33 protein-coding genes are annotated in these 20,393 nt (G+C 61.1%); 9 read left to right on the top strand and 24 right to left on the bottom strand.

Annotation, left to right across the window (positions count from 1 at the left end):
• Nucleotide 1 precedes the first annotated feature (1 nt).
• The 5 genes from BerOc1_RS15960 (at nt 2) to BerOc1_RS15940 (ending at nt 3,841) form a co-directional block, all read left to right on the top strand.
• Nucleotides 2-1,153: an MlaD family protein gene (locus BerOc1_RS15960; protein ID WP_071546669.1), complete on the top strand. Its 1,152-nt coding sequence runs from the start codon at nt 2-4 to the stop codon at nt 1,151-1,153.
• A gap of 12 nt (nt 1,154-1,165) precedes the next feature.
• Nucleotides 1,166-1,783 carry an ABC-type transport auxiliary lipoprotein family protein gene (locus tag BerOc1_RS15955; RefSeq protein WP_071547155.1) on the top strand — a complete coding sequence of 206 codons (618 nt, stop codon included), beginning with the start codon at nt 1,166-1,168 and terminating at the stop codon, nt 1,781-1,783.
• Entirely contained in the window at nt 1,783-2,307 is a 525-nt protein-coding gene (yjgA, locus tag BerOc1_RS15950) for a ribosome biogenesis factor YjgA (protein ID WP_071546667.1), read from the top strand. Before BerOc1_RS15955 ends, yjgA begins: the two co-directional genes overlap by 1 nt.
• A 186-nt stretch (nt 2,308-2,493) precedes the next feature.
• Nucleotides 2,494-2,763 (top strand): hypothetical protein, encoded by a 270-nt coding sequence (locus tag BerOc1_RS15945; RefSeq protein WP_071546665.1) that lies wholly within the window; start codon nt 2,494-2,496, stop codon nt 2,761-2,763.
• Nucleotides 2,764-2,935: 172 nt separating this feature from the next.
• Nucleotides 2,936-3,841 carry a DMT family transporter gene (locus tag BerOc1_RS15940; RefSeq protein ID WP_071546663.1) on the top strand — a complete coding sequence of 302 codons (906 nt, stop codon included), beginning with the start codon at nt 2,936-2,938 and terminating at the stop codon, nt 3,839-3,841.
• On the opposite strand, the gene BerOc1_RS15935 is transcribed toward BerOc1_RS15940, so the two are convergent.
• Nucleotides 3,838-4,665, bottom strand: a complete 828-nt coding sequence (locus BerOc1_RS15935; protein WP_071546661.1) for a 1,4-dihydroxy-6-naphtoate synthase — start codon at nt 4,663-4,665, stop codon at nt 3,838-3,840. The two genes, BerOc1_RS15940 and BerOc1_RS15935, sit on opposite strands and share 4 nt — an antisense overlap.
• A 129-nt stretch (nt 4,666-4,794) precedes the next feature.
• On the opposite strand from BerOc1_RS15935, the gene BerOc1_RS15930 reads away from it, so the two are divergent.
• The 4 genes from BerOc1_RS15930 (at nt 4,795) to BerOc1_RS15915 (ending at nt 8,584) form a co-directional block, all read left to right on the top strand.
• A complete protein-coding gene (locus BerOc1_RS15930) occupies nt 4,795-5,433 on the top strand; it encodes a TetR/AcrR family transcriptional regulator (RefSeq protein WP_071546660.1) in 639 nt (212 codons plus the stop codon).
• 3 nt (nt 5,434-5,436) lie between these two features.
• Nucleotides 5,437-6,531 (top strand): aminofutalosine synthase MqnE, encoded by a 1,095-nt coding sequence (mqnE, locus tag BerOc1_RS15925; protein WP_071546658.1) that lies wholly within the window; start codon nt 5,437-5,439, stop codon nt 6,529-6,531.
• A gap of 158 nt (nt 6,532-6,689) precedes the next feature.
• Nucleotides 6,690-7,760 carry a cyclic dehypoxanthinyl futalosine synthase gene (gene mqnC, locus BerOc1_RS15920; protein ID WP_071546656.1) on the top strand — a complete coding sequence of 357 codons (1,071 nt, stop codon included), beginning with the start codon at nt 6,690-6,692 and terminating at the stop codon, nt 7,758-7,760.
• Nucleotides 7,760-8,584, top strand: coding sequence for a menaquinone biosynthetic enzyme MqnA/MqnD family protein (locus BerOc1_RS15915; RefSeq protein ID WP_071546654.1), 825 nt, complete (start codon nt 7,760-7,762; stop codon nt 8,582-8,584). The genes mqnC and BerOc1_RS15915 overlap by 1 nt, the downstream gene beginning before the upstream one ends.
• A gap of 3 nt (nt 8,585-8,587) precedes the next feature.
• On the opposite strand, the gene BerOc1_RS15910 is transcribed toward BerOc1_RS15915, so the two are convergent.
• From BerOc1_RS15910 to rpsC, 23 genes are all read right to left on the bottom strand, one after another.
• Nucleotides 8,588-9,472: a selenium metabolism-associated LysR family transcriptional regulator gene (locus BerOc1_RS15910; RefSeq protein ID WP_071546652.1), complete on the bottom strand. Its 885-nt coding sequence runs from the start codon at nt 9,470-9,472 to the stop codon at nt 8,588-8,590.
• A gap of 77 nt (nt 9,473-9,549) precedes the next feature.
• Complete coding sequence (rplQ, locus tag BerOc1_RS15905) at nt 9,550-10,062, bottom strand: 50S ribosomal protein L17 (RefSeq protein ID WP_071546650.1); 513 nt, start codon at nt 10,060-10,062, stop codon at nt 9,550-9,552.
• The gene (locus BerOc1_RS15900; RefSeq protein ID WP_071546648.1) at nt 10,052-11,092 is read right to left on the bottom strand and encodes a DNA-directed RNA polymerase subunit alpha; all 1,041 of its coding nucleotides are present in this window, start codon (nt 11,090-11,092) and stop codon (nt 10,052-10,054) included. Before BerOc1_RS15900 ends, rplQ begins: the two co-directional genes overlap by 11 nt.
• 12 nt (nt 11,093-11,104) lie before the next feature.
• A complete protein-coding gene (gene rpsD, locus BerOc1_RS15895; protein WP_071546646.1) occupies nt 11,105-11,731 on the bottom strand; it encodes a 30S ribosomal protein S4 in 627 nt (208 codons plus the stop codon).
• A gap of 15 nt (nt 11,732-11,746) precedes the next feature.
• Nucleotides 11,747-12,133, bottom strand: a complete 387-nt coding sequence (rpsK, locus tag BerOc1_RS15890; protein ID WP_014324051.1) for a 30S ribosomal protein S11 — start codon at nt 12,131-12,133, stop codon at nt 11,747-11,749.
• A 79-nt stretch (nt 12,134-12,212) separates the two neighbouring features.
• Nucleotides 12,213-12,584 (bottom strand): 30S ribosomal protein S13, encoded by a 372-nt coding sequence (gene rpsM / locus BerOc1_RS15885; RefSeq protein ID WP_071546644.1) that lies wholly within the window; start codon nt 12,582-12,584, stop codon nt 12,213-12,215.
• A gap of 12 nt (nt 12,585-12,596) precedes the next feature.
• A complete protein-coding gene (rpmJ, locus tag BerOc1_RS15880) occupies nt 12,597-12,710 on the bottom strand; it encodes a 50S ribosomal protein L36 (RefSeq protein ID WP_014324049.1) in 114 nt (37 codons plus the stop codon).
• A 130-nt stretch (nt 12,711-12,840) separates the two neighbouring features.
• Nucleotides 12,841-13,611: a type I methionyl aminopeptidase gene (gene map / locus BerOc1_RS15875; RefSeq protein ID WP_071546642.1), complete on the bottom strand. Its 771-nt coding sequence runs from the start codon at nt 13,609-13,611 to the stop codon at nt 12,841-12,843.
• Between the two features lie 2 nt (nt 13,612-13,613).
• Nucleotides 13,614-14,924, bottom strand: coding sequence for a preprotein translocase subunit SecY (gene secY / locus BerOc1_RS15870; RefSeq protein ID WP_071546640.1), 1,311 nt, complete (start codon nt 14,922-14,924; stop codon nt 13,614-13,616).
• A gap of 32 nt (nt 14,925-14,956) precedes the next feature.
• Nucleotides 14,957-15,403, bottom strand: a complete 447-nt coding sequence (rplO, locus tag BerOc1_RS15865) for a 50S ribosomal protein L15 (RefSeq protein ID WP_071546638.1) — start codon at nt 15,401-15,403, stop codon at nt 14,957-14,959.
• A complete protein-coding gene (gene rpmD, locus BerOc1_RS15860; RefSeq protein ID WP_207503315.1) occupies nt 15,400-15,573 on the bottom strand; it encodes a 50S ribosomal protein L30 in 174 nt (57 codons plus the stop codon). The genes rplO and rpmD overlap by 4 nt, the downstream gene beginning before the upstream one ends.
• Before the next feature lie 12 nt (nt 15,574-15,585).
• Nucleotides 15,586-16,077, bottom strand: coding sequence for a 30S ribosomal protein S5 (rpsE, locus tag BerOc1_RS15855; protein WP_071546635.1), 492 nt, complete (start codon nt 16,075-16,077; stop codon nt 15,586-15,588).
• A 16-nt stretch (nt 16,078-16,093) separates the two neighbouring features.
• Nucleotides 16,094-16,453, bottom strand: a complete 360-nt coding sequence (gene rplR, locus BerOc1_RS15850; protein ID WP_071546633.1) for a 50S ribosomal protein L18 — start codon at nt 16,451-16,453, stop codon at nt 16,094-16,096.
• 11 nt (nt 16,454-16,464) lie between these two features.
• Nucleotides 16,465-17,001: a 50S ribosomal protein L6 gene (rplF, locus tag BerOc1_RS15845; RefSeq protein ID WP_071546631.1), complete on the bottom strand. Its 537-nt coding sequence runs from the start codon at nt 16,999-17,001 to the stop codon at nt 16,465-16,467.
• Between the two features lie 12 nt (nt 17,002-17,013).
• Nucleotides 17,014-17,397, bottom strand: a complete 384-nt coding sequence (gene rpsH / locus BerOc1_RS15840; RefSeq protein ID WP_071546629.1) for a 30S ribosomal protein S8 — start codon at nt 17,395-17,397, stop codon at nt 17,014-17,016.
• Between the two features lie 15 nt (nt 17,398-17,412).
• Complete coding sequence (locus BerOc1_RS15835; protein ID WP_014324040.1) at nt 17,413-17,598, bottom strand: type Z 30S ribosomal protein S14; 186 nt, start codon at nt 17,596-17,598, stop codon at nt 17,413-17,415.
• Between the two features lie 11 nt (nt 17,599-17,609).
• Nucleotides 17,610-18,149, bottom strand: a complete 540-nt coding sequence (gene rplE / locus BerOc1_RS15830) for a 50S ribosomal protein L5 (protein WP_071546627.1) — start codon at nt 18,147-18,149, stop codon at nt 17,610-17,612.
• A gap of 8 nt (nt 18,150-18,157) precedes the next feature.
• Complete coding sequence (rplX, locus tag BerOc1_RS15825; RefSeq protein ID WP_071546625.1) at nt 18,158-18,478, bottom strand: 50S ribosomal protein L24; 321 nt, start codon at nt 18,476-18,478, stop codon at nt 18,158-18,160.
• A 10-nt stretch (nt 18,479-18,488) separates the two neighbouring features.
• On the bottom strand, nt 18,489-18,857 hold the full coding sequence (gene rplN, locus BerOc1_RS15820; protein WP_014324037.1) for a 50S ribosomal protein L14: 369 nt from the start codon (nt 18,855-18,857) through the stop codon (nt 18,489-18,491).
• Nucleotides 18,858-18,875: 18 nt separating this feature from the next.
• A complete protein-coding gene (gene rpsQ / locus BerOc1_RS15815; protein ID WP_071546624.1) occupies nt 18,876-19,142 on the bottom strand; it encodes a 30S ribosomal protein S17 in 267 nt (88 codons plus the stop codon).
• A 3-nt stretch (nt 19,143-19,145) separates the two neighbouring features.
• Nucleotides 19,146-19,337: a 50S ribosomal protein L29 gene (rpmC, locus tag BerOc1_RS15810; RefSeq protein WP_071546623.1), complete on the bottom strand. Its 192-nt coding sequence runs from the start codon at nt 19,335-19,337 to the stop codon at nt 19,146-19,148.
• A 1-nt stretch (nt 19,338) separates the two neighbouring features.
• Complete coding sequence (gene rplP, locus BerOc1_RS15805; protein ID WP_071546621.1) at nt 19,339-19,752, bottom strand: 50S ribosomal protein L16; 414 nt, start codon at nt 19,750-19,752, stop codon at nt 19,339-19,341.
• Nucleotides 19,752-20,393, bottom strand: coding sequence for a 30S ribosomal protein S3 (rpsC, locus tag BerOc1_RS15800; protein ID WP_071546619.1), 642 nt, complete (start codon nt 20,391-20,393; stop codon nt 19,752-19,754). The genes rplP and rpsC overlap by 1 nt, the downstream gene beginning before the upstream one ends.

Below are 20,393 nucleotides of genomic sequence, written 5' to 3'. Positions count from 1 at the left end.
AATGGTACGCAAAAAAGACTACTTCAAGCTGGGCGTGTACATCATCCTCGGCACCGGCATGCTCCTGGCCGTGGTCATCATCCTCGGGGCCGGGCGCTTCTTCCAGACGACCTACCCCCTGGAAACCTACTTCGACGAGTCGGTCAACGGACTGTCCGTGGGCTCCCCGGTCAAGCTGCGCGGCGTCCAGGTGGGCCGGGTGGCCGAAATCAATTTCGTGTCCAACATCTATCCCGATGCCACCTCGAACGAGGCGCGCTACGTATACGTCCGCTGCGAAATCAACCCGGACCTGTTTGAGAACCTGACCGAGGAGGACTTCGTCAAATACGTGGCCCGCGACGCCGAGCGCGGCATGCGCATCCGGCCCACCTCCCTGGGGCTGACCGGCCAGCTCTTCCTGAACACGGTCTATCAGGACCCCGAGAGCAACCCGCCCCTGCCCATCGACTGGACCCCGGAGTATGCGTACATCCCGTCCGTGCCCTCCACCCTGAGCCGGGTCGAGGAGGCCGTGACCACCATCAGCAAGACCCTGAGCAGCCTGAAGCAGGAAGACCTCGAATCGATCATCAAGGACGTCAAGTCCATCGTCGGAACCATCGACCAATTCATGAAGACCGAGGGCGGCAAGGAGGCGGGCAACCGCGTGCTCGACATCCTCCAGTCCACCCGGAGCATCCTGTCCCGGACCGACAAGCTGCTCGCCGACCCGGCCGCCGGAACCATCATCCCGAAAACGGCCTCCATCCTGACCAACGTCGACCGCATCACCGGGGAATCCGCCGACAACATCATCAATGCGGCGGCAGAGGCCCGGGCGGCCATCGCCAGCTTCAAGCAGGCCTCCCAGGTCCTGAGCAAGACCCTGACCGACCCGCGCATGGACAAGGCCATGGCCGAGATCGCCCCGACCCTGGAAAACGTCTCCAAGGCCTCGGCCGACCTGGCCAACGCCGTGACCAAGGTCCATACCCTGGTCAACCGCCTCAACGGCGTGGCCGCCTCGCAGGAGGCCAACGTCCGGTCCATCATCGAGGACACCAGGGAGGTCATGGAGAACGTCAAGGAACTCACGGACGACGCCAAGCGGTACCCGTCCGGCGTGATCTTCGGCACCCCGCCGAACAAACCCCATCCCGAAGGCAATTAAGCGGTGACCGCCATGAAACGACACCTCATCCCCATCGCCCTCCTGGTCACGGCCCTGGCCGCCTCGGCCTGCGTCAAGCTGGGCGGCAAGCCCCTGGAAAAGCACTACTACCAGATATCCCCGGCGCGCACCGCCCAAAAGGCCGACGCGCCCAGGGGCATCGTCCTCATGGCCCGACGGCTGTCCGTTTCGGACCTCTACAACACCCGCGAACTGGTCTACCGGGGCGCGGAGGGAAGCGTGGAATCCGACTTCTACAACATGTTCTTCGTCAACCCCGGCAGCATGCTGACCACTGAACTGCGCCGCTGGCTGGGCGAATCCGGCCTGTTCAGCCACATCATCGAGCCGGGCAGCATGGTCGTGCCGACCCTGACCCTGGAAGGCACGGTCAACGCCCTGTACGGCGACTATTCCGGCGACCGGCCCGCCGCCGTGGTCGAGATGCAGTTCTTCGTGGTGGACGAATCCACCGCGGACAACGCCATCGTCTTCTCCGCTTCCTACGCCGAACGCGTGCCCCTGGCCGACGCCGATCCCCGGACCCTGGTCAAGGCCATGACCCAAGGCGTGGAGCGCATCTACGCCGCCCTTGAAACCGACCTGGCCGCCGCGCCGCTCAAAGACTGATGGCAAAAAAGAAACCGACCTACCTCCCTTCCGACTTCGACGAGATCGAAGACCGCCCGAGCCGCTCCCAACTCAAGCGCGACATGACCGCCCTGCAACAGCTCGGGGCCGACCTGGCCGCGCTGGGCGACAAGGTGGTCAGGGAAGCGGGCCTGCCCCCGGACGTGGAAAAGGCCCTGCTGCTCATAAAGACCATTACCAAGCACGAGGCCAGACGCCGCCACATGCAGTACGTGGGCAAGCTCATGCGCACCTTCGACACCACCCACGTCAGCGAACTGGTCGAGGCCGCCCAACGCGGCCACACGGTCAAAACCAAGGCCTTCCAACGCATCGAAGACCTGCGCGACCGCCTGGTGGACGGCGACGACGACCTGCTCCAGGAACTGTTCGACAGCCACTCCGAACAAGGCCAGCGCCTGCGCCAGCTGACCCTCGGCGCGCGCCGCGAAAAGGCCAACGACGCGCCCCCCAAAGACACCCGCGCCCTCTTCCGCCTCCTCCGCGACATCGAGGGGGAGTAGGCGCCTCCGGCGGCCGGGGGAAGGGGGAAAGGGAACCCTTTGAAAAGGGCTTCCCTTTCCCCCTTCCCCCTGGCCGCCGGAGGCAAAAAAACACCTGACCGGACTTGACGGGCGGGGTTGGGGGATTATCTTGTCTGTATTGAATCAATGACGGCCCGATCCGCCGCACATAAGGAGATGATAGAGATGGTTACTCACGAATACGCCGGCATCGTCACGGAGTTGCCCGACAGGGACTGTCCGCATTGCGGCAAAAGGCTGGACGCATGGCTGGCGCCGCCCGAGACCGGTTGGGGAGTCATCCTCATCTGCAACAACAACAATTGTCCGCACTATCTCGGCTCCGAGACCGACATCATGCACAAGCGCGACGATTCCCATCTGGGCTGCCGCTACGCCGAGAACCCGGACAACGGCTTCAAGCCGGTTAACGTCCTCGCCGTCTGCCCCCACTAGGGGATATTTCATAGAACACCGTGGAAAGGGTCCTGCGCAAGCGGGGCCCTTTTCGCGTTTCGGGCCCTTGAGAGCTTCCTATCCTCGCCATCCGAATAAGTGATGGGGAACCCCATTCCCTTCACGGGTGAACAATGGTAGACGGTTCGATCACATCCTCGGGAGGTTGCACATGGTCATCGCTGAAGGGAAATCGAGGGCGCTGCTGGCGCTCGGGGCGGCGGTCCTGCTTTGGGCCAGTTCGTTCATCGTGCTCAAGATCGCCTTTCAGCGGTTCGATCCCATGGTGGTCATCTTCGGCCGCATGTTCGTGGCCTCGGTCTGTTTCCTGCTGGTCTTCAGGAGCCTGAGGCGGATCGACTACCACCCCGGCGACTGGAAGCTGCTCGCCTTCATGGGCATCTGCGAGCCCGGCTTCTATTTCATCTTCGAGGCCATGGCCCTGACCTACACCGACGCGTCCCAGGCCGGGATGATCTGCGCCCTGCTGCCGCTCATGGTGGCCGTGGCCGCGCGCCTGACCCTGAACGAACCCCTGACCCGGCGCACGGTGACCGGGTTCGGCCTGGCCATCGCCGGGGCCGTGGTCCTGTCCAGCGTTGCCGAAGCCACGGAAACGGCGTCCAACCCGGTGTTCGGCAACTTCCTCGAATTCATGGCCATGGTCTGCGCCTGCGGGTACATGATCGCCTTCAAGAAGCTCAGCCCCCGCTACAACCCGTGGTTCTTGACCATGATCCAGGCCTTCACGGGCTCCCTGTTCTATTTCCCGCTGCTCTTTTTGCCGTCCACGCAGCTTCCCTCGTCCTTCGACCCCGTTGGGGTGACCAGCGTCCTGTACCTGGGCGTGTTCGTGACCATCGGGGCGTACGGCATGTACAACTACGGCATGTCCAAGATCCCGGCGGGCCAAGCCTCGTCGTTCATCAACCTCATCCCGGTCATCACCCTGGTCATGGGACTGGTCCTGCTGGGCGAACGGCTCAACTGGATGCAGTACGCGGCCTCTGGCCTGGTCATCGTCGGCGTATACGTCAGCCAGGACACCAAGGCCAAAAAGCCCGTCCCCGCAACCTAAAGGGTGATGAAGATATCCTTGCGGGTGCAACCCGCCTCGGCCAGCAGGCGAGAAACCGCCCGCACCCCGGCCTCGCCCGCGTCCAGGCTGTAGTCCGTGACGAACGTCTCGATGTGGGTCTGGACCACGGCTTCGCTCAGTTCCTGGGCGTGCCCGCGGATATAGTCGCGTCCGGCCTCGGGCTCGTTGCGGGCGAACAGCAGGCTCTGGCGGATAGCCTCGTTCATGCGCCGGGCCGTGTCCTCCCCCAGTGACCGCTTGATGGCGATGGCCCCCAGCGGGATGGGCAGGCCGGTATGCGCCTCCCACCACGCCCCCAGGTCCAGCACCCGGATCAGGCCGCGCTCGCCGAAGGTGAACCGCCCTTCGTGGATGACCACGCCCGCGTCCACGATCCCCGCCTCCACGGCGGGCATGACCTCGTCAAAGACCATGGGCATGCGCCTGACCGAAATCCCGGCCTCCCGGCAGCACAATCCGAAAATCAGGTTGGCCGTGGTCCGCTCGCCCGGAATGGCCACCCTGCCGCCGTCCAGGGACTGGAGCGTCCGCCCCTCCCCGGCCACCAGCACCGGCCCGGCTCCATATCCCATGGCCCCGCCAGCGCGCAGCAGCACATACTCGTCCAAGATCCCGGCGGCCGCCGCCGTGGACACCTTGACCACGTCCAGCGCGCCCCGGGCGGCCAGCCCGTTGAGCTCCTCCACGTCGGCCAGGGTCACGTCGAGCCCGCCCGCCCACGGAACCAGCCCCATGGTCAGGGCGTGAAAGATGAAGGTATCGTTGGGGCAGGGGGAATAGCCCAAAGATAGTTTATTTTTCATTACAACTCTTTGTTTTAACAAGATTTCACCACCACGCTTGACACTGCCGTCGTGCCCTTGTACTCATGGTGACCACCTGGTCACCACTAATGGAACGATCGGGAAAGCGCAAGTGCGGGAGCGGCACAATTGACGAAAAACACCTTTGAGAACCTGCCCGAGGAGAAACGGCAGCGCGTCCTGGACGAGGCCACCGTGGAGTTCGCCGAGCACGGCTACCACCAGGCGTCGGTCAACCGCATCGTGGACCGCCTGGGCATCGCCAAGGGTTCGCTGTTCAAGTATTTCGGCAACAAGCAGGGGCTGTTCGAGCATCTCTTCAGCCGCGCGGTGAGCGATTTCAAGAAGCCGCTCAAGGCCATCCGCGACACCCCCGGCCTCGGCTTCTTCGAACGCATCGAGCAGAGTTTCCTGGCCGGAGCCCGGTTCGTGGACGGACACCCGAACCTCTACCGCATCTATCTGAAGATGCTCTTCAACGAAAATTTTCCCCTGCGCGAGCGCTTTCTCGGCGAGATCCGGGGCGCGCACGCCAAATACCTCCGGCAGCTCATCGAGGGCGGCGTCCGGGACGGACAACTGCCCGCCGATCTGGACGTGGAAATGGCCGTATTCACCCTGCACGCGGTCATGGACCGCTTCCTCCAGGGCTACGCCGTGCCCACGCTGGACAACGGGCTCGCGCCCGCCGCCACCCTGCCGGACCGGGCCCGGTCCCTGGCCACCTTCCTGCGCCACGGCCTGGCCGACATTTCCACCCAGGAGTAAGCAATGACTCTGTTCAAAAGCGACTATTTCCACAACATGGACCTGGCCGACATCCGCGACAAGGTCGAGGCGGGCGAGCGCCTCTCCTTCGAGGACGGCGTGCGCCTGTTCCACTGTCCCGAGCCGCTGGCCGTAGGCGCGCTGGCCCATCGCGTGCGCACCCGCCTGCACGGCGACAGGACGTTCTACGTGGTCAACCGCCACGTCAACTACACCAACGTCTGCGTCAACGGCTGCGAGTTCTGCGCCTACCAGCGCGAGGAAGGACAGAGCGGCGGCTTCGTGCTCACCCGCGAGGATGTCCTGGCCAAGCTCGAGGCCGCGCCGCTGCCGCCGCGCGAGGTCCACATCGTGGGCGGCTGCCATCCCAAGCTCGGCCTGGACTATTTCGAGGACATCCTGTCCACCGTACACAAACACTACCCGGACGCGGTCCTGAAATGCTTCACCGCCGTGGAGATCGCCCATTTCGCCCGTCTCGAAAACATTTCCACCCATGAGGTCCTGACCCGGCTCAAGGCGGCCGGACTCGGCATGATGCCCGGCGGCGGAGCCGAGATTTTCGCCGAAAGGGTCCGCGAGCGGCTCTGTCCGCGCAAGGCCACGGCCGACGAATGGCTGGCCATCCACGAACAGGCCCACGGCCTCGGGCTCAAGACCAACGGGACCATGCTCTTCGGTCACATCGAGACCATCGAGGAGCGCGTGGACCATCTCGTCCGGCTGCGCGAATCCCAGGACCGCAGCCACGGGTACACCTGTTTCATCCCCCTGCCCTTCCTGACCGAGAACAGCAAGCTGACCATAGACAATCCCCTGACCGGGCTGGAGGAACTCAAAACCATCGCGGTCTGCCGCCTGATGCTCGACAACATCCCGCACATCAAGGCCTACTGGGTCATGCTTGGGGTCAAGCAGGCCCAGGCCGCCCTCAAGTTCGGGGCCGACGACTTCGACGGCACGGTCGTCGAGGAAAAGATCGGCCACGAGGCCGGGGCCACCTCGGAACAGGGGCTGTCCAGGTCCGAACTCGAAGACATGATCCGGGGCTGCGGCTGCACCCCGGTGGAGCGCGACGGCTTTTTCAACGCGATTTAAAGACGCCTCCGGCGACCGGGGGAAGGGGGGAAAGGGAACCCTTTGAAAAGGGCTTCCCTTTCCCCCTTCCCCCGAGCCCCCATCCCCCTTTCCCTCCTAAACTCTTTGGAGCCGCTTCGCGGGGTGGGTAGCGGGAAGATTGAGCAAGAGAGAGAGTTATGAGTGAGCTTGAGAAGATTTTTGATAAGGTGTTGGGCGGGGAGCGTATCGGGTTCGACGAGGCCGAGCTGCTCTATACCGAGGCCGATTTTTACGACCTTGGCTGGCTGGCCCACCGGGTGCGGCTGCGCAAGCACCCAGAACCGCTTGTCACCTATGTGGTGGACCGAAACATCAACTATTCCAACGTCTGCGTCTGCTGCTGCAAGTTCTGCGCGTTCTTCCGCGAGCCCGGCGCCCAGGACGCCTACGTGCTCTCCTTCGAGGAGATCGGACGCAAGATCGACGAGACCAAGGCGCTCGGCGGCACCCAGATTCTCATGCAGGGCGGGCACCATCCGGAACTGCCCCTGACCTGGTACGAGGACATGCTCCGCTGGATCAAGCAAAACCATCCGGTGCACATCCACGCCTTTTCCCCGCCCGAGGTGGTCTTCTGGAGCGAGAAGGAAGGCATCCCCGTGGCCGAAGTGGTCCGACGGCTGCGCGAAGCCGGGCTGGACTCCATCCCCGGCGGCGGGGCCGAGATCCTGGTGGACGAGGTCCGCTCCCGGGTGGCCCCGAACAAATGTCCGTCCGACCAGTGGCTCGGCGTTATGGAGGAGGCCCACAGGCAGGGGCTGCGCACCACCGCGACCATGATGTTCGGCCACCTGGAGACCCCGGCCCAGCGGCTGGAGCACCTCTTCCGCGTGCGCGAGGTCCAGGACCGCACCGGCGGGTTCACCGCCTTCATTCCCTGGACCTTCCAGCCCGACCACACGGCCCTGCCCCACTGCCGCAAGCTGACCAGCGTGGAGTACCTTCGCACCCTGGCCGTGTCCCGCATCGTCCTGGACAACGTGGACAACATCCAGGTCTCCTGGGTGACCATGGGACCCAAGATCGCCCAGCTGGCCCTCTATTTCGGCGGCAACGACTTCGGCTCGACCATGATCGAAGAGAACGTGGTCAAGGCCGCGGGCGTGGCCTTCCGCCTGTCCCGCGAGGAAATCCGGCGCCTAGTCCAAGGGGCCGGATTCACGCCCCGCCAGCGCACCATGGACTACACGCTGATGGAGGCCAAGTAATGTCCGTCCGCCTCGGAAGAATTGGTTATCTCAACGTCCTGCCCATTTACCATCCCCTGGAGACAGGCATCCTGCCCATGGACTGCGAGGTCACCTCGGGCCCGCCCGCGGAGCTCAACAAGCTCATGGACGCGGACAAGCTCGACGTGTCCTCCTGCTCCAGCGTGGAGTATGCCCGCCACGCGGACAAGTACTACCTCATCCCGGACATCGCCATCGGCAGCCGGGGGCCGGTGCAGTCGGTGCTGCTCCTCAGCCGTCGGCCAGTGGAGGAACTGGACGGCAGGACCATCCTGGTCAGCGCCCAGACCCACACCTCCGCCGCCCTGCTCCGCGTGCTCCAGGCCAAGCTGTGGAATATCAAAACCGTGTTCACCACCGGCAGCGCCACCGATGTCCTCGGAACCGGGGAGCGCCCCCAGGCCATCCTGTGCATCGGCGACGAGGCCCTGAACCTGCGCTACCACCCGGACTACCCCCACCGCATCGATCTGGGCGAGGCCTGGCGCGAATTGACCGGCCTGCCGTTCATCTTCGGCGTCTGGATCGCCAGCCGGGAAAGCTGGCGGCAAAATCGGGAAAAGGTGGAAGAGGCGGCCCGGCTGCTGCTCGCGGGTAAGAACTGGGGCACGGATAACATCGGCGACGTCTGCGTCATGGCCTCCGAGGAGAGCTGCCTGAACTATGACGAGATGTGCTCCTACTTCGACGGCCTGGTCTACGACCTCGGGCCCGAGGAGCAGGAGGGAATGCGGGCCTTCTACAAGAGCCTGGTGGAGACCGGGATCATCGACGAGGCCCCGGAGCTGGTCTTCCTGCCCTGACCGCTAGGCGTGGAACTCGACAAAGGCCTTGAGTGCCGGGAACATGTATCGTCCGCTGTGGTGGATCAGGTAGAACTCCCTGCGCCCTTCCAGAGCCGGGACCTTGATGCGCACGACCTCGCCGCTGTCCAGCAATGACTGGGCGGCCAGCCTGGAGGTGAAGCACAACCCCACCCCATGCACCGCGTGGGCCAGGCTTTCGCACGTCCCTTCGACCTTGCAGCGGATATTCAGGCCTTGCAAGGAGTAGCCCGCCTTGTTCAGGGCGTTTTCCAGGACCATCCGCGTGGCCGAGCCCTGGATGCGCATGATCCACGGCAGTTGCACCAGCTCCTCCATGGACGGCTCCCCCCCGGCGGGCAGCCAGGGCGCGTTGGGCGAGGCCACCAGGATGGTCTCGTCCCGGGCCAGCAGCTTGGCCGTCAACTCCTCTTCTTCGGGGCGCTTACCCACGATGCCCACGGGCCAGTCGCCCGAGGACACCTTCTTTATGACCTCGGACGAATCACCGGTGTGGACCACGAACGAGACCTCGGGATATTTGGCGGAAAAGGACTTGAGCAGTTCCGGCAGGATGCTGTGGGACGGAATGGTGCTGCACCCGACCTGCAGTTCGCCGACCACCCGGTCGCGCAGGACCTCGATGGCCGCCTTGGCCCGGTCCAGGTTCCGGAAAATGGTCACCATGCTCTCATAGAGCACGTCGCCGGCCTGGGTGGGCATGATCTTGCGGCCCAGGCGGTCGAACAGCTTGACGCCCAACTCGTCCTCGAGATTGGCCACATGCGAGCTGATCGTCGGCTGGGACAGGAACATGGCCTCTCCGGCTCGGGAAAAACTTTGCAATTCATAAACCTTGCAAAACGCTTCAAGCTTTCTGATGTCCATGGAACCTATCCTGAAAATTGATGGAATCTATAGTAGAAATCAAAAAAAGGGCAGGCGCAATGCCTGCCCTTTCCGATCTATTCTTCGTCGGCCTTTTCAGCGGCTTCGGGAGCTTCCTCGGCCTTGGGCTCTTCTTCTTTCTCGACGGGCTTCTCAGCGGGCTTCTCGGCTTTCTTGGCGGGAGCCTTCTTGGGCTCTTCCTTGGCCGGGGCTTCGGCGGCCGCTTCACCGGCCTTCCTGGTCAGCTCGATGATGACCATGGGGGCGCAGTCGCCCTTGCGCGGCTGGGACATCTTGACGATGCGGGTGTATCCGCCGCCGGCGCCCTCGAAACGGGGGCCGATCTCGTCGAAGAGACGCTGGACCATCTGGTGGCTGCCGAGGACCTTGTACGCCTGACGGCGGGAATGCAGGTCGTTGCGGATGGCCAGGGTGATGAGCTTGTCGGCGATGCGACGAAGTTCCTTGGCCTTGGCTTCGGTGGTGCGGATCTGCTCGTAGGTCAGGAGGGCGCGAGCCATGTTCTTGAACATGGCCGCACGGTGCGTATTGGACCGATTCAGTTTGCGGCCGGACTTTCTATGCCTCATTTTTCTCTTTCCTCTTCAACCATTCCTGGTATTTCTTGTCAAAATCCTCGACCGTCATGCCGAACTTGAGCGTCATGCTGTCCAGAACCCGGCGGATTTCGTCCAGGGACTTGCGGCCGAAGTTCTTGGTCTTGAGCATGGTCTGTTCGGTACGCTGGACCAGTTCTCCCACCAGCTGGATGTTGGCGGCCTTCAAGCAGTTGGTGGCGCGAACCGAGAGTTCGAGCTCGTCAATGGACTTGAAGAGGTTCGGGTTCAGATCGATGGAATCGTCCTCTTCCTCGTGCGTCTCGGAGGAGGATTCGTCAAAGTTGATGAACACCGAAAGCTGGTCCTTGAGGATCTTGGCGCTGTATGCACAGGCATCCTCGGGAGTGACGGAACCGTCGGTCCACACTTCCAGGATGAGTTTGTCATAGTTCGTCATCTGGCCGACACGCGCCTGCTCGACGGAGTATGCGACCTTCTTGACGGGGGAGTAGCTGGCGTCGAGGACCATGGAGCCGATTTCATCGGTCAGCCCTTCGTGCATGTCGGCCGGGACGTACCCCTTGCCCATGCGGACTTCCAATTCCATCTTCAGGGAGCGGTTTTCGGTCAGCGTGGCGATGAGCTGATCCTTGTTCAGAATGGTGACATTCTGGTTTTCCTGGATCATGCCGGCAGTGACCTGCCCCTTCTTGTTGGCTTCGAGGACCAAGCGCTGAGGCTCGTCCGTGGTCATGGCGATGCGAACCTGCTTCAGGTTCAGCACAACCTCGGTCATGTCCTCAAGAACCCCGGGCAGCGTGGTGAATTCATGCTGCACTCCCTCGATGGTCGCGCTGACGATGGCGCAACCCTGCATGGAGGAGAGAAGAACCCGGCGCATGGCGTTGCCGATGGTGGTGGCGTAGCCGCGCTCTAAAGGTTCGCAGATGAATTTACCATACATCTTGGAGGACTTGGGGTCGCGCACGAGTGCTTCGGGCTTGACCAGTTCGCTCCAATTGCGGGTATTGATGAGTTTGTCGCCGTTCTCAATAAGCATGGAGTCCCCTATTTACTTGGAGTACAGTTCGACAATCAGCTGCTCGTTGATCGGGAACTGGATGTCTTCCCGGCTCGGCATGGCCTTAACCGTGCCCTTGAAGTTGGCGCCGTCGGATTCCAGCCACTCGGGGCAGCCGCGGCGGGCGATGACTTCCTGGGCCTCGTTGATCACGGGGATCTTGCGGGCTTCCTCACGAACCTCAATGATATCCTCGGCCTTGACCTGCATGGACGGGATGCTCACGCGGCGGCCGTTGAGCTTGAAGATGCCGTGACGGACCAACTGGCGAGCCTGGTCGCGGGAGTTGGCAAAGCCGAGGCGGTAGATCACGTTGTCGAGGCGGCGCTCCAACAGGAACAGCAGGTTGTGGCCCGCCACGCCCTTCATGCCCTCGGCACGCTTGTAGTACATACGGAACTGGCCTTCCAGAACGCCGTACATGCGGCGGACCTTCTGCTTCTCGCGAAGCTGGACGGCGTAGTCGGACATCTTGTGGCGCATGCGGCCGGCGTGTCCCGGAGGGTACGGCCGTTTCTCGTAGGCGCACTTATCGGTGTAGCAGCGATCACCCTTGAGGAAGAGCTTCTCTCCCTCGCGGCGGCACAGCTTGCATTTAGCTTGAGTATATCTTGCCACGATTCTTCTCCTTAATTAGACCCGGCGGCGTTTGGGCGGACGGCAACCATTGTGGGGGATCGGGGTGATGTCCCGAATGAAGGTCACCTTGAAGCCAACATTGTTGATGGCGCGCATGGCGGCCTCGCGGCCGGAGCCGGGGCCCTTGACGTAAATGCCCACGGTGCGCATGCCGGAATCCTGGGCGCGCTTGGCGGCAGCTTCGGCAGCCATCTGGGCCGCGAAAGGAGTGGACTTGCGGGAACCCTTGAAATGAGCACCGGCGGAAGCCCAGCTGACGACATTGCCCTTGACGTCGGTGAAGGTCACGATCGTGTTGTTGAACGTGGCCTTGACGTGGGCAATACCGACGGGAATATTCTTCTTCTCTTTTTTCTTCCCAGAGCGACGGGGTTTAGCCATTGCCTTAATCTCCGTTGAATAAAAGTCTTATAAGACGCGAGCGCACGCACGGGCGCGCCGGCGATAGTCTCTTGTCGAGCTACTTCTTCTTGCGGCCCATGACGGAACGGCGCGGGCCCTTGCGGGTACGGGCGTTGGTCTTGGACTTCTGACCGCGAACGGGCAGGCCGCGACGATGACGCAGGCCGCGGTAGCAGCCGATGTCCATCAGGCGTTTGATGTTGGTGGTGATCTCACGGCGGAGATCGCCCTCGACCTTGTAGTTGTTCTCGATTTCAACGCGAATCTGGTTGACGTCTTCGGCAGTGAGGTCGTCACTGTTGGTCTTCCAGTCGATACCGGTGGAATCGAGAATCTGCATGGCCATGGTGCGGCCGATGCCGTAAATGTACGTCAACGCGATATCGACGCGCTTGTTCCTCGGCAGATCAACGCCAGCAATACGTGCCATAGTTTTTACCCTCTATCCTTGACGCTGCTTGTGCCTGGGGTTCTCGCAGATCACCCGCAGCACGCCGTTGCGCCGAATTACTTTGCACTTGGAACACATTTTCTTCACAGAAGGTCTGACTTTCATGACCATCTCCAATGTCTAAATAACAATAATGCCCATACCCCCCTGTCGGGGGTGGCCTTTTTAACGAAGCTGCGTTTTATACAGCCTTTTTGAACAAAGAGCAAGCCCGAATTTCCGGCTCCCGGGGGAGCTAGTCGGACAGGCTCAATATTCTCGGTCCGTCGGAGGTCACGGCCACGGAGTGCTCGAAGTGAGCGGACAGTGAACCGTCCTTGGTCACCGCAGTCCAATTGTCGTCCAGAACCTCGACTTCGTGCGTCCCCAGCGTGACCATCGGCTCAATGGCAAGGACCATTCCGGCTTTGAGAGGAACGCCGGACAGCCCCCTGGGCACGAAGTTCGGGATCTCGGGCTTCTCATGAAGATGACTGCCGATCCCATGACCTACAAAACGACGGACGATGCCCAGGCCGAACCCTTCAACGTATGACTGGATTGCCGCGGAGATGTCATACAGATTGTTGCCGGGCCGGGCCTGTTCGATCCCTATATACAGAGACTCGCGTGTTACATCCATGAGTTTCTGCGCTTCTGCGGAAACTTTCCCCACCGCGAAGGTGCGGGCGGAGTCTCCGTGGAATCCCTTGTATTCGACACCCATGTCGAAACTGACGATGTCGCCCTCCTTGAGGATACGATCCTCGGAGGGAAAGCCGTGCACGATCTCCTCGTTGACGGAGCAACACAGGGCAAAGGGGAACCCCTGGTATCCCAGGAAGTTCGGCCTCACGCCGTACTCGTCGCAGCGTGCGCGGCAGATGTTCTCGAAGTACATGGTGGAAACGCCGGGTCTGACGTTTTCGCCGAGTTCATCGAGAATTCTGGAAACAATGCGATTGGCCTCACGCATGAGGCCAATCTCTTTATCGTTCTTGAGGAAGACGCCCCGAAACTTTTTCAAGACTAGCGCCTGCCTTTGAGTTTATTGCCTTTCCCCATCAACCCCTCGTATTGGCGGGAGATCATGTAGGATTCTATCTGACCCATGAAGTCCATGGCCACGCCGACCACGATCAGCAGGGAGGTGCCGCCGAAATAGAACGGGACGCCGAATTTGCTGATCAGGAACATGGGCAGCACGCAGACCGCCGAGACATAGAAGGCGCCCCACAGGGTGATGCGGGCCAGCACCTTGTCGATGTACTCGCGGGTGCGGTTGCCCGGGCGGATGCCCGGGATGAAGCCGCCCTGCTTCTGGATATTCTCCGCGATTCCCTTGGGATCAAACATGATCGCCGTGTAGAAATAGCAGAAGAAGATGATGATTCCGATGTACAGGATGTTGTACAGGATGGAATCCGGCCTGAAGTAGGCCGAGAAGTCCTGCAGGAACTTATTGCTCGAGAACTGGGCAAGCGTTGCAGGGAACATCAGGATGGAGGACGCGAAGATCGGCGGGATGACGCCCGCGGTGTTGATCTTCAGCGGCAGGTGCGTGGTCTGCCCGCCGAACATGCGGCGTCCCTGCTGACGTTTGGCATAGTGAATGGGAATACGACGCTGTCCGCGCTCCATGAAGACGATGAAGGCCAGGGTGGCCACCATCACTACGAGCAGGATGAGCAGGATAAACAGGGTGATCTCGCCCACGCTCATCAGCTGGACGGTATTGATCAGCGCGGCCGGGAGGCCGGCGACAATACCCGCGTAGATGATCAGCGAGATGCCGTTGCCGATGCCTTTTTCGGTCATCTGCTCGCCCAGCCACATCAGGAACACGGTGCCCGCGGTCAGGGTCAGGATCGTCATCAGCTTGAAGCCGATCCCGGAATAGAGAACCATGGGCGCGCCCGTGGGCGAGCTCATGGACTCCAGTCCGGTGGCGATGGCGAAACCCTGGACCACGGTGATGAGCACAGTGCCGTACCGGGTGTACTGGGTGATCTTCTTGCGGCCGGCCTCGCCCTCCTCCTTCTGGAGCCGCTTCAGCTCGGGGCTGACGACGGTCAGAAGCTGGAGGATGATCGAGGCCGAGATGTACGGCATGATACCCAGGGCGAAGATGGACATCTTTTTGAGTCCACCGCCGGAGAACATGTCGAACACGCCGAAGAGGGTGTTCTGCGCCTGAGCGAAGAACTCGGAAAGCGCGGCACTATCGACGCCGGGAATAGGGATGTGTATGCCCAACCGGTAGACAGCGAGCAGTGCGAACGTCCAGAGCAGCTTTTTACGCAGCTCCGGCAACCGGGCAATATTATCAACTCCTGACATCGTCTCAGTACCCTTCCGAATCAATAGTGAGTTTACGCCTCAATGGCCTTGGCGGTACCGCCGGCCTTGGCAATCTTGTCGGCGGCGGACGCGCTGAAGCGATGGGCTTCGATGGTCACGGCCTTGTCGACGTCACCGGTGCCCAGCACTTTGACCGGGGCGCCGCTCTTGACGACGCCGCGCTCGTACATGTCGGCAACGGTAATCTCATCCTTGCCTTCGAACAGGGCGATCAGGCGGCCCACGTTGACGGCAACGTATTCTTCACGGAAGGGATTCTTGAAACCGCGCTTGGGCAGACGGCGGGCCAGAGGCATCTGGCCGCCCTCGAAACCGGGACGGACGCCGCCGCCGGCACGGGCGTTCTGGCCCTTGTGGCCCTTGGCCGCGGTCTTGCCCCAGCCGGAGCCGGAGCCGCGGCCTATGCGCTTGCGGTTCTTATATTCTTCCGGGAAGGCGTAGAGTTCATGAAGTCTCATGATTCGGTAACCTCCACCAGGTGTCTGACCTTGTAGATCATTCCGCGGATGACGGGATTGTCATCGTGCTCTTTGACCTGATTGATCCTGCGCAGGCCCAGGGCTTCCAGGGTTTTGACCTGGTCGGGCTTGCAGGCAATCTTGCTTTTGATCTGCTTGACTTTAATCACGGCGATATCCTTCTACTTTCTGGGAGTGGAGACCGAGACGCCGCGCAGGGCCGAAACCTCTTCCGCGCTCCGCAGGGACTCCAATCCGGCCATGGTGGCACGCAACACGTTGTGCGGGTTGTTGGTGCCGATGGCCTTGGTCAGGATGTCATTGACGCCCACGGCCTCCATGATCGCACGAACGGGACCGCCGGCGATGATGCCGGTGCCTCGGCTGGCGGGCTTGAGCATGACGCGGCCCGCGCCGTAGCGTCCCAGAACCTCATACGGGAGGGTGCCGTCCAGCAGAGGAACATTGATCATGTTCTTCTTGGCGCGCTCACTCGCCTTGCGAATGGCTTCCGGCACCTCGTTGGCCTTACCCAGGCCGCAACCGACTCCCCCTTCACCGTCACCGACGACCACCAGGCAGCTGAAGCTGAAACGGCGGCCACCCTTGACAACCTTGGCGACGCGATTGAGGTAGACGATTTTTTCAATCAATCCACTTTCATTCTGTTCCATTTTACTTTCCTGGTGACTAGAATTTCAGCCCGCCTTCACGGGCGCCGTCGGCAAGGGCTTTGATCTTGCCGTGATAGATATATCCGTTCCGGTCGAAGACGCAGGTCTCGATCTGCTTGGCCTTGGCGGCTTCGGCAATGGCCTTGCCGACCTTGGCGGCCGAGTCCTTGTTGGACTTCAGCGCCTCGCCGTCCTTGTTCAGCACCTGGGTGCTGGCGGAGGCCAGGGTCACGCCGTTCACGTCGTCGACCAACTGGGCATAGAGATGCTGGTTGGAGCGATAGACGACCAGGCGGGGCCGGGCTTCGGTACCGGAGATCTTCTTTCTGATGCGGGGCTTGCGAAGAAGCCGCTGTGCATTCTTGCTTTTGCTCATGACTATTACCCCTACTTGGAACCGGACTTACCGGCCTTGCGGCGGATGATCTCGTCGAGGTACTTGATGCCCTTGCCCTTGTAGGGTTCGGGCGGACGCACACGACGAATCTGGGCCGCAATTTCACCGACAAGCTGCTTGTCGGTGCCCTCGATGGTCAGCTTGGCGCCTTCCACCTTGGCCTCCAGACCGGCGGGCAGGTCGAACTCCACCGGGTGGGAATACCCGACGGCCAGAACGACTTTCTTGCCCTGCACGGACACCTTGTATCCGACGCCGATGACTTCCAGGGTCTTGGCAAAGCCCTTGGTCACGCCGTCCACGCAGTTGGCGAGCAGGGTCCGACGAAGACCGTGCTGGCCGCGCGCCTGGCGGGAATCATCAACGCGGGAGACATACACCTTGCCATCCTCGATCTTGTACGCCACGGCCGGATCGACCGGGGTGCTCAAGGTTCCCTTGGGACCCTTGACCTGGATTTCGGAGGCTCCGACAGACACCTCGACACCCGCGGGGATGTCGATGGGATTCTTTCCTATACGAGACATAACGGAACCTCTTTACCAGATTTCGCAGAGCAGCTCGCCGCCGACATTGGCCTCTTTGGCCTTGGCGCCTTCAAGCAGCCCTTTGGAGGTGGACACGATACAAATACCGATGCCGTTCTGGACACGGGGGATATCAGAAGCACCAACGTACACGCGGCGACCGGGCTTGCTGACCTTCTTCAGGCCAGTAATGAGCGGTTTGCCGTCAGCGTACTTGAGCGTAATACTGATGTCCCTGTCCTCGACAGCGTAGTCGGCGATATAACCTTCTTCCTTCAGGATACCCGCGATGGAGGACTTCATCTTGGAAGTCGGCACTGCGACAGCGGTGTGATAGGCGCCGTACGCATTCCGGATGCGGGTCAACATGTCGGCTACAGGATCAACAACAGCCATTTCATTTCTCCTTAATTACCAGCTCGCCTTGCGGACGCCGGGCAGTTCGCCGGCGAGAGCCTTGTTGCGGAAGCAGATACGGCAGATTCCGTACCGCCTCAGAAAAGCCCGAGGACGGCCACAAATCGGGCACCGATTGTAAGCGCGGACCTTGAACTTGGGTTTGCGGCTTGCCTTAACGCGTAAGCTTGTTTTGGCCACTTTCCGTCCTCCTACTTTTTAAAGGGCATGCCAAGGAGGTCAAGAAGGGTCTTGCCTTCCTTGTCGGTCTTGGCCGTGGTGGTCACGGTCACGTTCATGCCCTTCACCAGTTCCACGCGGTCGATGTCGAGCTCGGGGAAGATGGTGTGTTCCTTGATGCCAAGGGTGAAGTTGCCGCGGCCGTCGAAACCGCGGTCGGGGATGCCGCGGAAGTCGCGGACCCGAGGCAGTGCGAAGCTCACGAGCTTGTCATAAAAGTCCCACATGGCATCGTCGCGCAGGGTGACGCGGCAACCGACCGGCTGGCCCTCGCGCAGTTTGAACTGGGCGATGGACTTCTTGGCCAGGGTGACCACGGCCTTCTGGCCGGCGATGGCGGTCAGTTCCTCGACGGCGGCTTCGATGAGCTTGCTGTTCTGGCTGGCAGCACCGAGACCGATGTTCAGGGAGATCTTCGTCATTCTCGGGATCTCCATGGACGAGGTGTAACCGTACTCCTTCTGGAGCTCGGGGACGACCTTTTCGTTATACAACTTTTCGAGACGTGTCATACTGATACCTATTTGAAGGTCTCGTTGCACTTCTTGCAGAAGCGCACCTTCTTGCCGTCTTCAGTCTTCTTGTACCCTACCCGCGTGGGCTTGGTGCAGGCGTCGCACACGATAGCCACATTGGATACATGGATAGGGGCTTCCTTCTCGATAATGCCGCCGGGCTGCTGGGCATACGGATTGGCCTTGGTATGGCGTTGGACCATATTGACCTTCTCGACCAGGACCTTGTCCTGCTTCTTGAGGATCTTCAAGACCTTGCCGACCTTTCCCTTGTCCTTCCCGGCGATGACCATGACCTTGTCGTCTTTACGGATTTTAGTCTTCATCGTCATTTCCTTACAGAACCTCGGGAGCGAGGGAAACGATCTTCATGAAACCGGCGGCGCGCAATTCACGGGCCACGGGACCGAAGATACGGGTCCCCACAGGCTCCATGTTGTTGTTGAGCAGCACGGCGGAGTTGTTGTCGAACTTGATGAAGGAACCGTCGGGACGACCGAGTTCCTTCTTGGTGCGAACGACAACCGCCTTCATGACCGAGCCCTTCTTCACTTTGGAGTGGGGCATGGCCTCCTTGACGGACACTACGATAATATCTCCGACGCTGGCGTAACGGCGCTTGGAACCGCCGAGGACCTTAATGCAGGCGACCTTCTTGGCTCCGGAGTTGTCAGCCACGTCGAGATTGGATTCAACCTGGATCATATGATTTCCTCCTAATCCCTAGACGGCCTTTTCGAGGATCTTCACCAGGTGCCAGCGCTTGCGCTTGGACATGGGCCTCGACTCGACAATCTGCACCGTATCGCCGACACCGCAGTCGTTGGCCGGATCATGGGCCATGAACTTCTTGCGGCGGCGGATGTACTTCTTCAGCAGCGGATGCTTCACCAGGGTCTCGACGCGGACGACGATGGTCTTGTCGCCTTTGTCGGAGATGACCAGGCCGGTCAGCAGGCGCTTGTTGCCTTGGTATTTGAACTCAGCCATTTCTTACGCTCCCTGTCGTTCCCGCTGAATAGTCAGGATACGGGCGATGGTCTTCTTGACGCCGGAGAGGGCCTGAGTGTTTTCCAGCTGAGCCGTCGCATGCTTGAAACGCATGGAGAACAGCTCGTGGCGGGATTCATTCAGCTTCTCAGCCAGTTTGGCGTCGTCCAGTTCACGAAGTTCCTTGGAAGTCATCTTACAGACCCTCCTTCACAACGATGGCCGTCTTGATCGGCAGCTTGTAGGAAGCGCGCTTGAGGGCTTCCTTGGCAAGCTCGATGTCGACGCCCTTCACTTCGTACATGATACGGCCCGGTTTCACCGGCGCGACCCAACCGTCGGGAGCGCCTTTACCCTTGCCCTGACGGACTTCCGCGGGCTTGGAGGTGGTGGGGTGATCAGGGAAGATGCGTATCCAGACCTTACCGCCGCGCTTGATGTGGCGCATGATGGCGACACGAGCGGACTCAATCTGCTGGTTGGTGATCTTTCCGTGCTCCAATGCCTTCAGCCCGATATCGCCGAAGGACACCATGTTACCCCGTTGGGCCTTGCCTCTGAGTCGGCCTTTCTGCCATTTTCTGAATTTAACTCTTTTTGGAGCAAGCATTACTGTTGTACCTCTTTGTCCAGAATCTCACCTTTGAAGATCCAGACCTTGACCCCGATCACGCCGTAGGTGGTGGCCGCCTCGGCAAAACCGTAGTCGATGTCGGCACGAAGGGTGTGCAGGGGCACACGCCCATCACGGTACCATTCGCCGCGAGCGATTTCAGCTCCGGCCAGACGGCCGGCACAAGCGACTTTGATACCCTCGGCGCCGAATTTCCTGGCAAGGCCCACCGTACGCTTCATGGCACGGCGGAAGGCAATTCGACGTTCGAGCTGCTGGGCAATGTTCTCAGCTACGAGCTGAGCTTCAACCTCCGGTCGACGGATCTCGTTGACCTCAATGGTGAACTCGGTTTGAAACTTGCCGCGCAATTCCTCGCGCAGCTTTTCTATCTCAACACCCTTGCGGCCGATGACGATACCGGGACGCGCGGTGTGGATGATCAGGCGAATCTTGCCGCCGGCCCGCTCGATCTCGATGCGGGAAACGCCGGCCTGATACAGCTTTTTCTTGACGAACTTGCGGACCTGGTCGTCCTGGAAGACGAACGCCGGGTAGTCCTTCTTGCTGTACCAGCGGGACAGCCAGTTCTTGTTATACCCCAGACGAAAACCGTAAGGATGTACTTTCTGTCCCAT

Source organism: Pseudodesulfovibrio hydrargyri, assembly GCF_001874525.1.
GTDB lineage: Bacteria > Desulfobacterota > Desulfovibrionia > Desulfovibrionales > Desulfovibrionaceae > Pseudodesulfovibrio > Pseudodesulfovibrio hydrargyri.
This window is presented reverse-complemented; position numbering and strand designations above follow the sequence as displayed.

What these genes read in the sequence shown, in the direction of transcription:
- rplE (WP_071546627.1), bottom strand. Translation starts at nt 18,149, where the DNA reads ATGACACGTCTCGAAAAGTTGTATAACGAAAAGGTCGTCCCCGAGCTC.
- rpsM (WP_071546644.1), bottom strand. Translation starts at nt 12,584, where the DNA reads ATGGCACGTATTGCTGGCGTTGATCTGCCGAGGAACAAGCGCGTCGAT.
- BerOc1_RS15935 (WP_071546661.1), bottom strand. Translation starts at nt 4,665, where the DNA reads ATGAAAAATAAACTATCTTTGGGCTATTCCCCCTGCCCCAACGATACC.
- rplP (WP_071546621.1), bottom strand. Translation starts at nt 19,752, where the DNA reads ATGCTTGCTCCAAAAAGAGTTAAATTCAGAAAATGGCAGAAAGGCCGA.
- mqnC (WP_071546656.1), top strand. Translation starts at nt 6,690, where the DNA reads ATGAGTGAGCTTGAGAAGATTTTTGATAAGGTGTTGGGCGGGGAGCGT.
- BerOc1_RS15940 (WP_071546663.1), top strand. Translation starts at nt 2,936, where the DNA reads ATGGTCATCGCTGAAGGGAAATCGAGGGCGCTGCTGGCGCTCGGGGCG.
- rpmJ (WP_014324049.1), bottom strand. Translation starts at nt 12,710, where the DNA reads ATGAAAGTCAGACCTTCTGTGAAGAAAATGTGTTCCAAGTGCAAAGTA.
- rpsE (WP_071546635.1), bottom strand. Translation starts at nt 16,077, where the DNA reads ATGGAACAGAATGAAAGTGGATTGATTGAAAAAATCGTCTACCTCAAT.
- BerOc1_RS15945 (WP_071546665.1), top strand. Translation starts at nt 2,494, where the DNA reads ATGGTTACTCACGAATACGCCGGCATCGTCACGGAGTTGCCCGACAGG.
- rplO (WP_071546638.1), bottom strand. Translation starts at nt 15,403, where the DNA reads ATGAGACTTCATGAACTCTACGCCTTCCCGGAAGAATATAAGAACCGC.
- BerOc1_RS15960 (WP_071546669.1), top strand. Translation starts at nt 2, where the DNA reads ATGGTACGCAAAAAAGACTACTTCAAGCTGGGCGTGTACATCATCCTC.
- secY (WP_071546640.1), bottom strand. Translation starts at nt 14,924, where the DNA reads ATGTCAGGAGTTGATAATATTGCCCGGTTGCCGGAGCTGCGTAAAAAG.
- rpsH (WP_071546629.1), bottom strand. Translation starts at nt 17,397, where the DNA reads ATGGCTGTTGTTGATCCTGTAGCCGACATGTTGACCCGCATCCGGAAT.
- BerOc1_RS15955 (WP_071547155.1), top strand. Translation starts at nt 1,166, where the DNA reads ATGAAACGACACCTCATCCCCATCGCCCTCCTGGTCACGGCCCTGGCC.
- rplN (WP_014324037.1), bottom strand. Translation starts at nt 18,857, where the DNA reads ATGATCCAGGTTGAATCCAATCTCGACGTGGCTGACAACTCCGGAGCC.
- BerOc1_RS15900 (WP_071546648.1), bottom strand. Translation starts at nt 11,092, where the DNA reads ATGCTTATTGAGAACGGCGACAAACTCATCAATACCCGCAATTGGAGC.
- rpmC (WP_071546623.1), bottom strand. Translation starts at nt 19,337, where the DNA reads ATGACTTCCAAGGAACTTCGTGAACTGGACGACGCCAAACTGGCTGAG.
- rplX (WP_071546625.1), bottom strand. Translation starts at nt 18,478, where the DNA reads ATGAAGACTAAAATCCGTAAAGACGACAAGGTCATGGTCATCGCCGGG.
- rplR (WP_071546633.1), bottom strand. Translation starts at nt 16,453, where the DNA reads ATGAGCAAAAGCAAGAATGCACAGCGGCTTCTTCGCAAGCCCCGCATC.
- BerOc1_RS15915 (WP_071546654.1), top strand. Translation starts at nt 7,760, where the DNA reads ATGTCCGTCCGCCTCGGAAGAATTGGTTATCTCAACGTCCTGCCCATT.
- rpsC (WP_071546619.1), bottom strand. Translation starts at nt 20,393, where the DNA reads ATGGGACAGAAAGTACATCCTTACGGTTTTCGTCTGGGGTATAACAAG.
- mqnE (WP_071546658.1), top strand. Translation starts at nt 5,437, where the DNA reads ATGACTCTGTTCAAAAGCGACTATTTCCACAACATGGACCTGGCCGAC.
- rplF (WP_071546631.1), bottom strand. Translation starts at nt 17,001, where the DNA reads ATGTCTCGTATAGGAAAGAATCCCATCGACATCCCCGCGGGTGTCGAG.
- rpsK (WP_014324051.1), bottom strand. Translation starts at nt 12,133, where the DNA reads ATGGCTAAACCCCGTCGCTCTGGGAAGAAAAAAGAGAAGAAGAATATT.
- BerOc1_RS15910 (WP_071546652.1), bottom strand. Translation starts at nt 9,472, where the DNA reads ATGGACATCAGAAAGCTTGAAGCGTTTTGCAAGGTTTATGAATTGCAA.
- rplQ (WP_071546650.1), bottom strand. Translation starts at nt 10,062, where the DNA reads ATGAGGCATAGAAAGTCCGGCCGCAAACTGAATCGGTCCAATACGCAC.
- rpsQ (WP_071546624.1), bottom strand. Translation starts at nt 19,142, where the DNA reads ATGGCTGAGTTCAAATACCAAGGCAACAAGCGCCTGCTGACCGGCCTG.
- yjgA (WP_071546667.1), top strand. Translation starts at nt 1,783, where the DNA reads ATGGCAAAAAAGAAACCGACCTACCTCCCTTCCGACTTCGACGAGATC.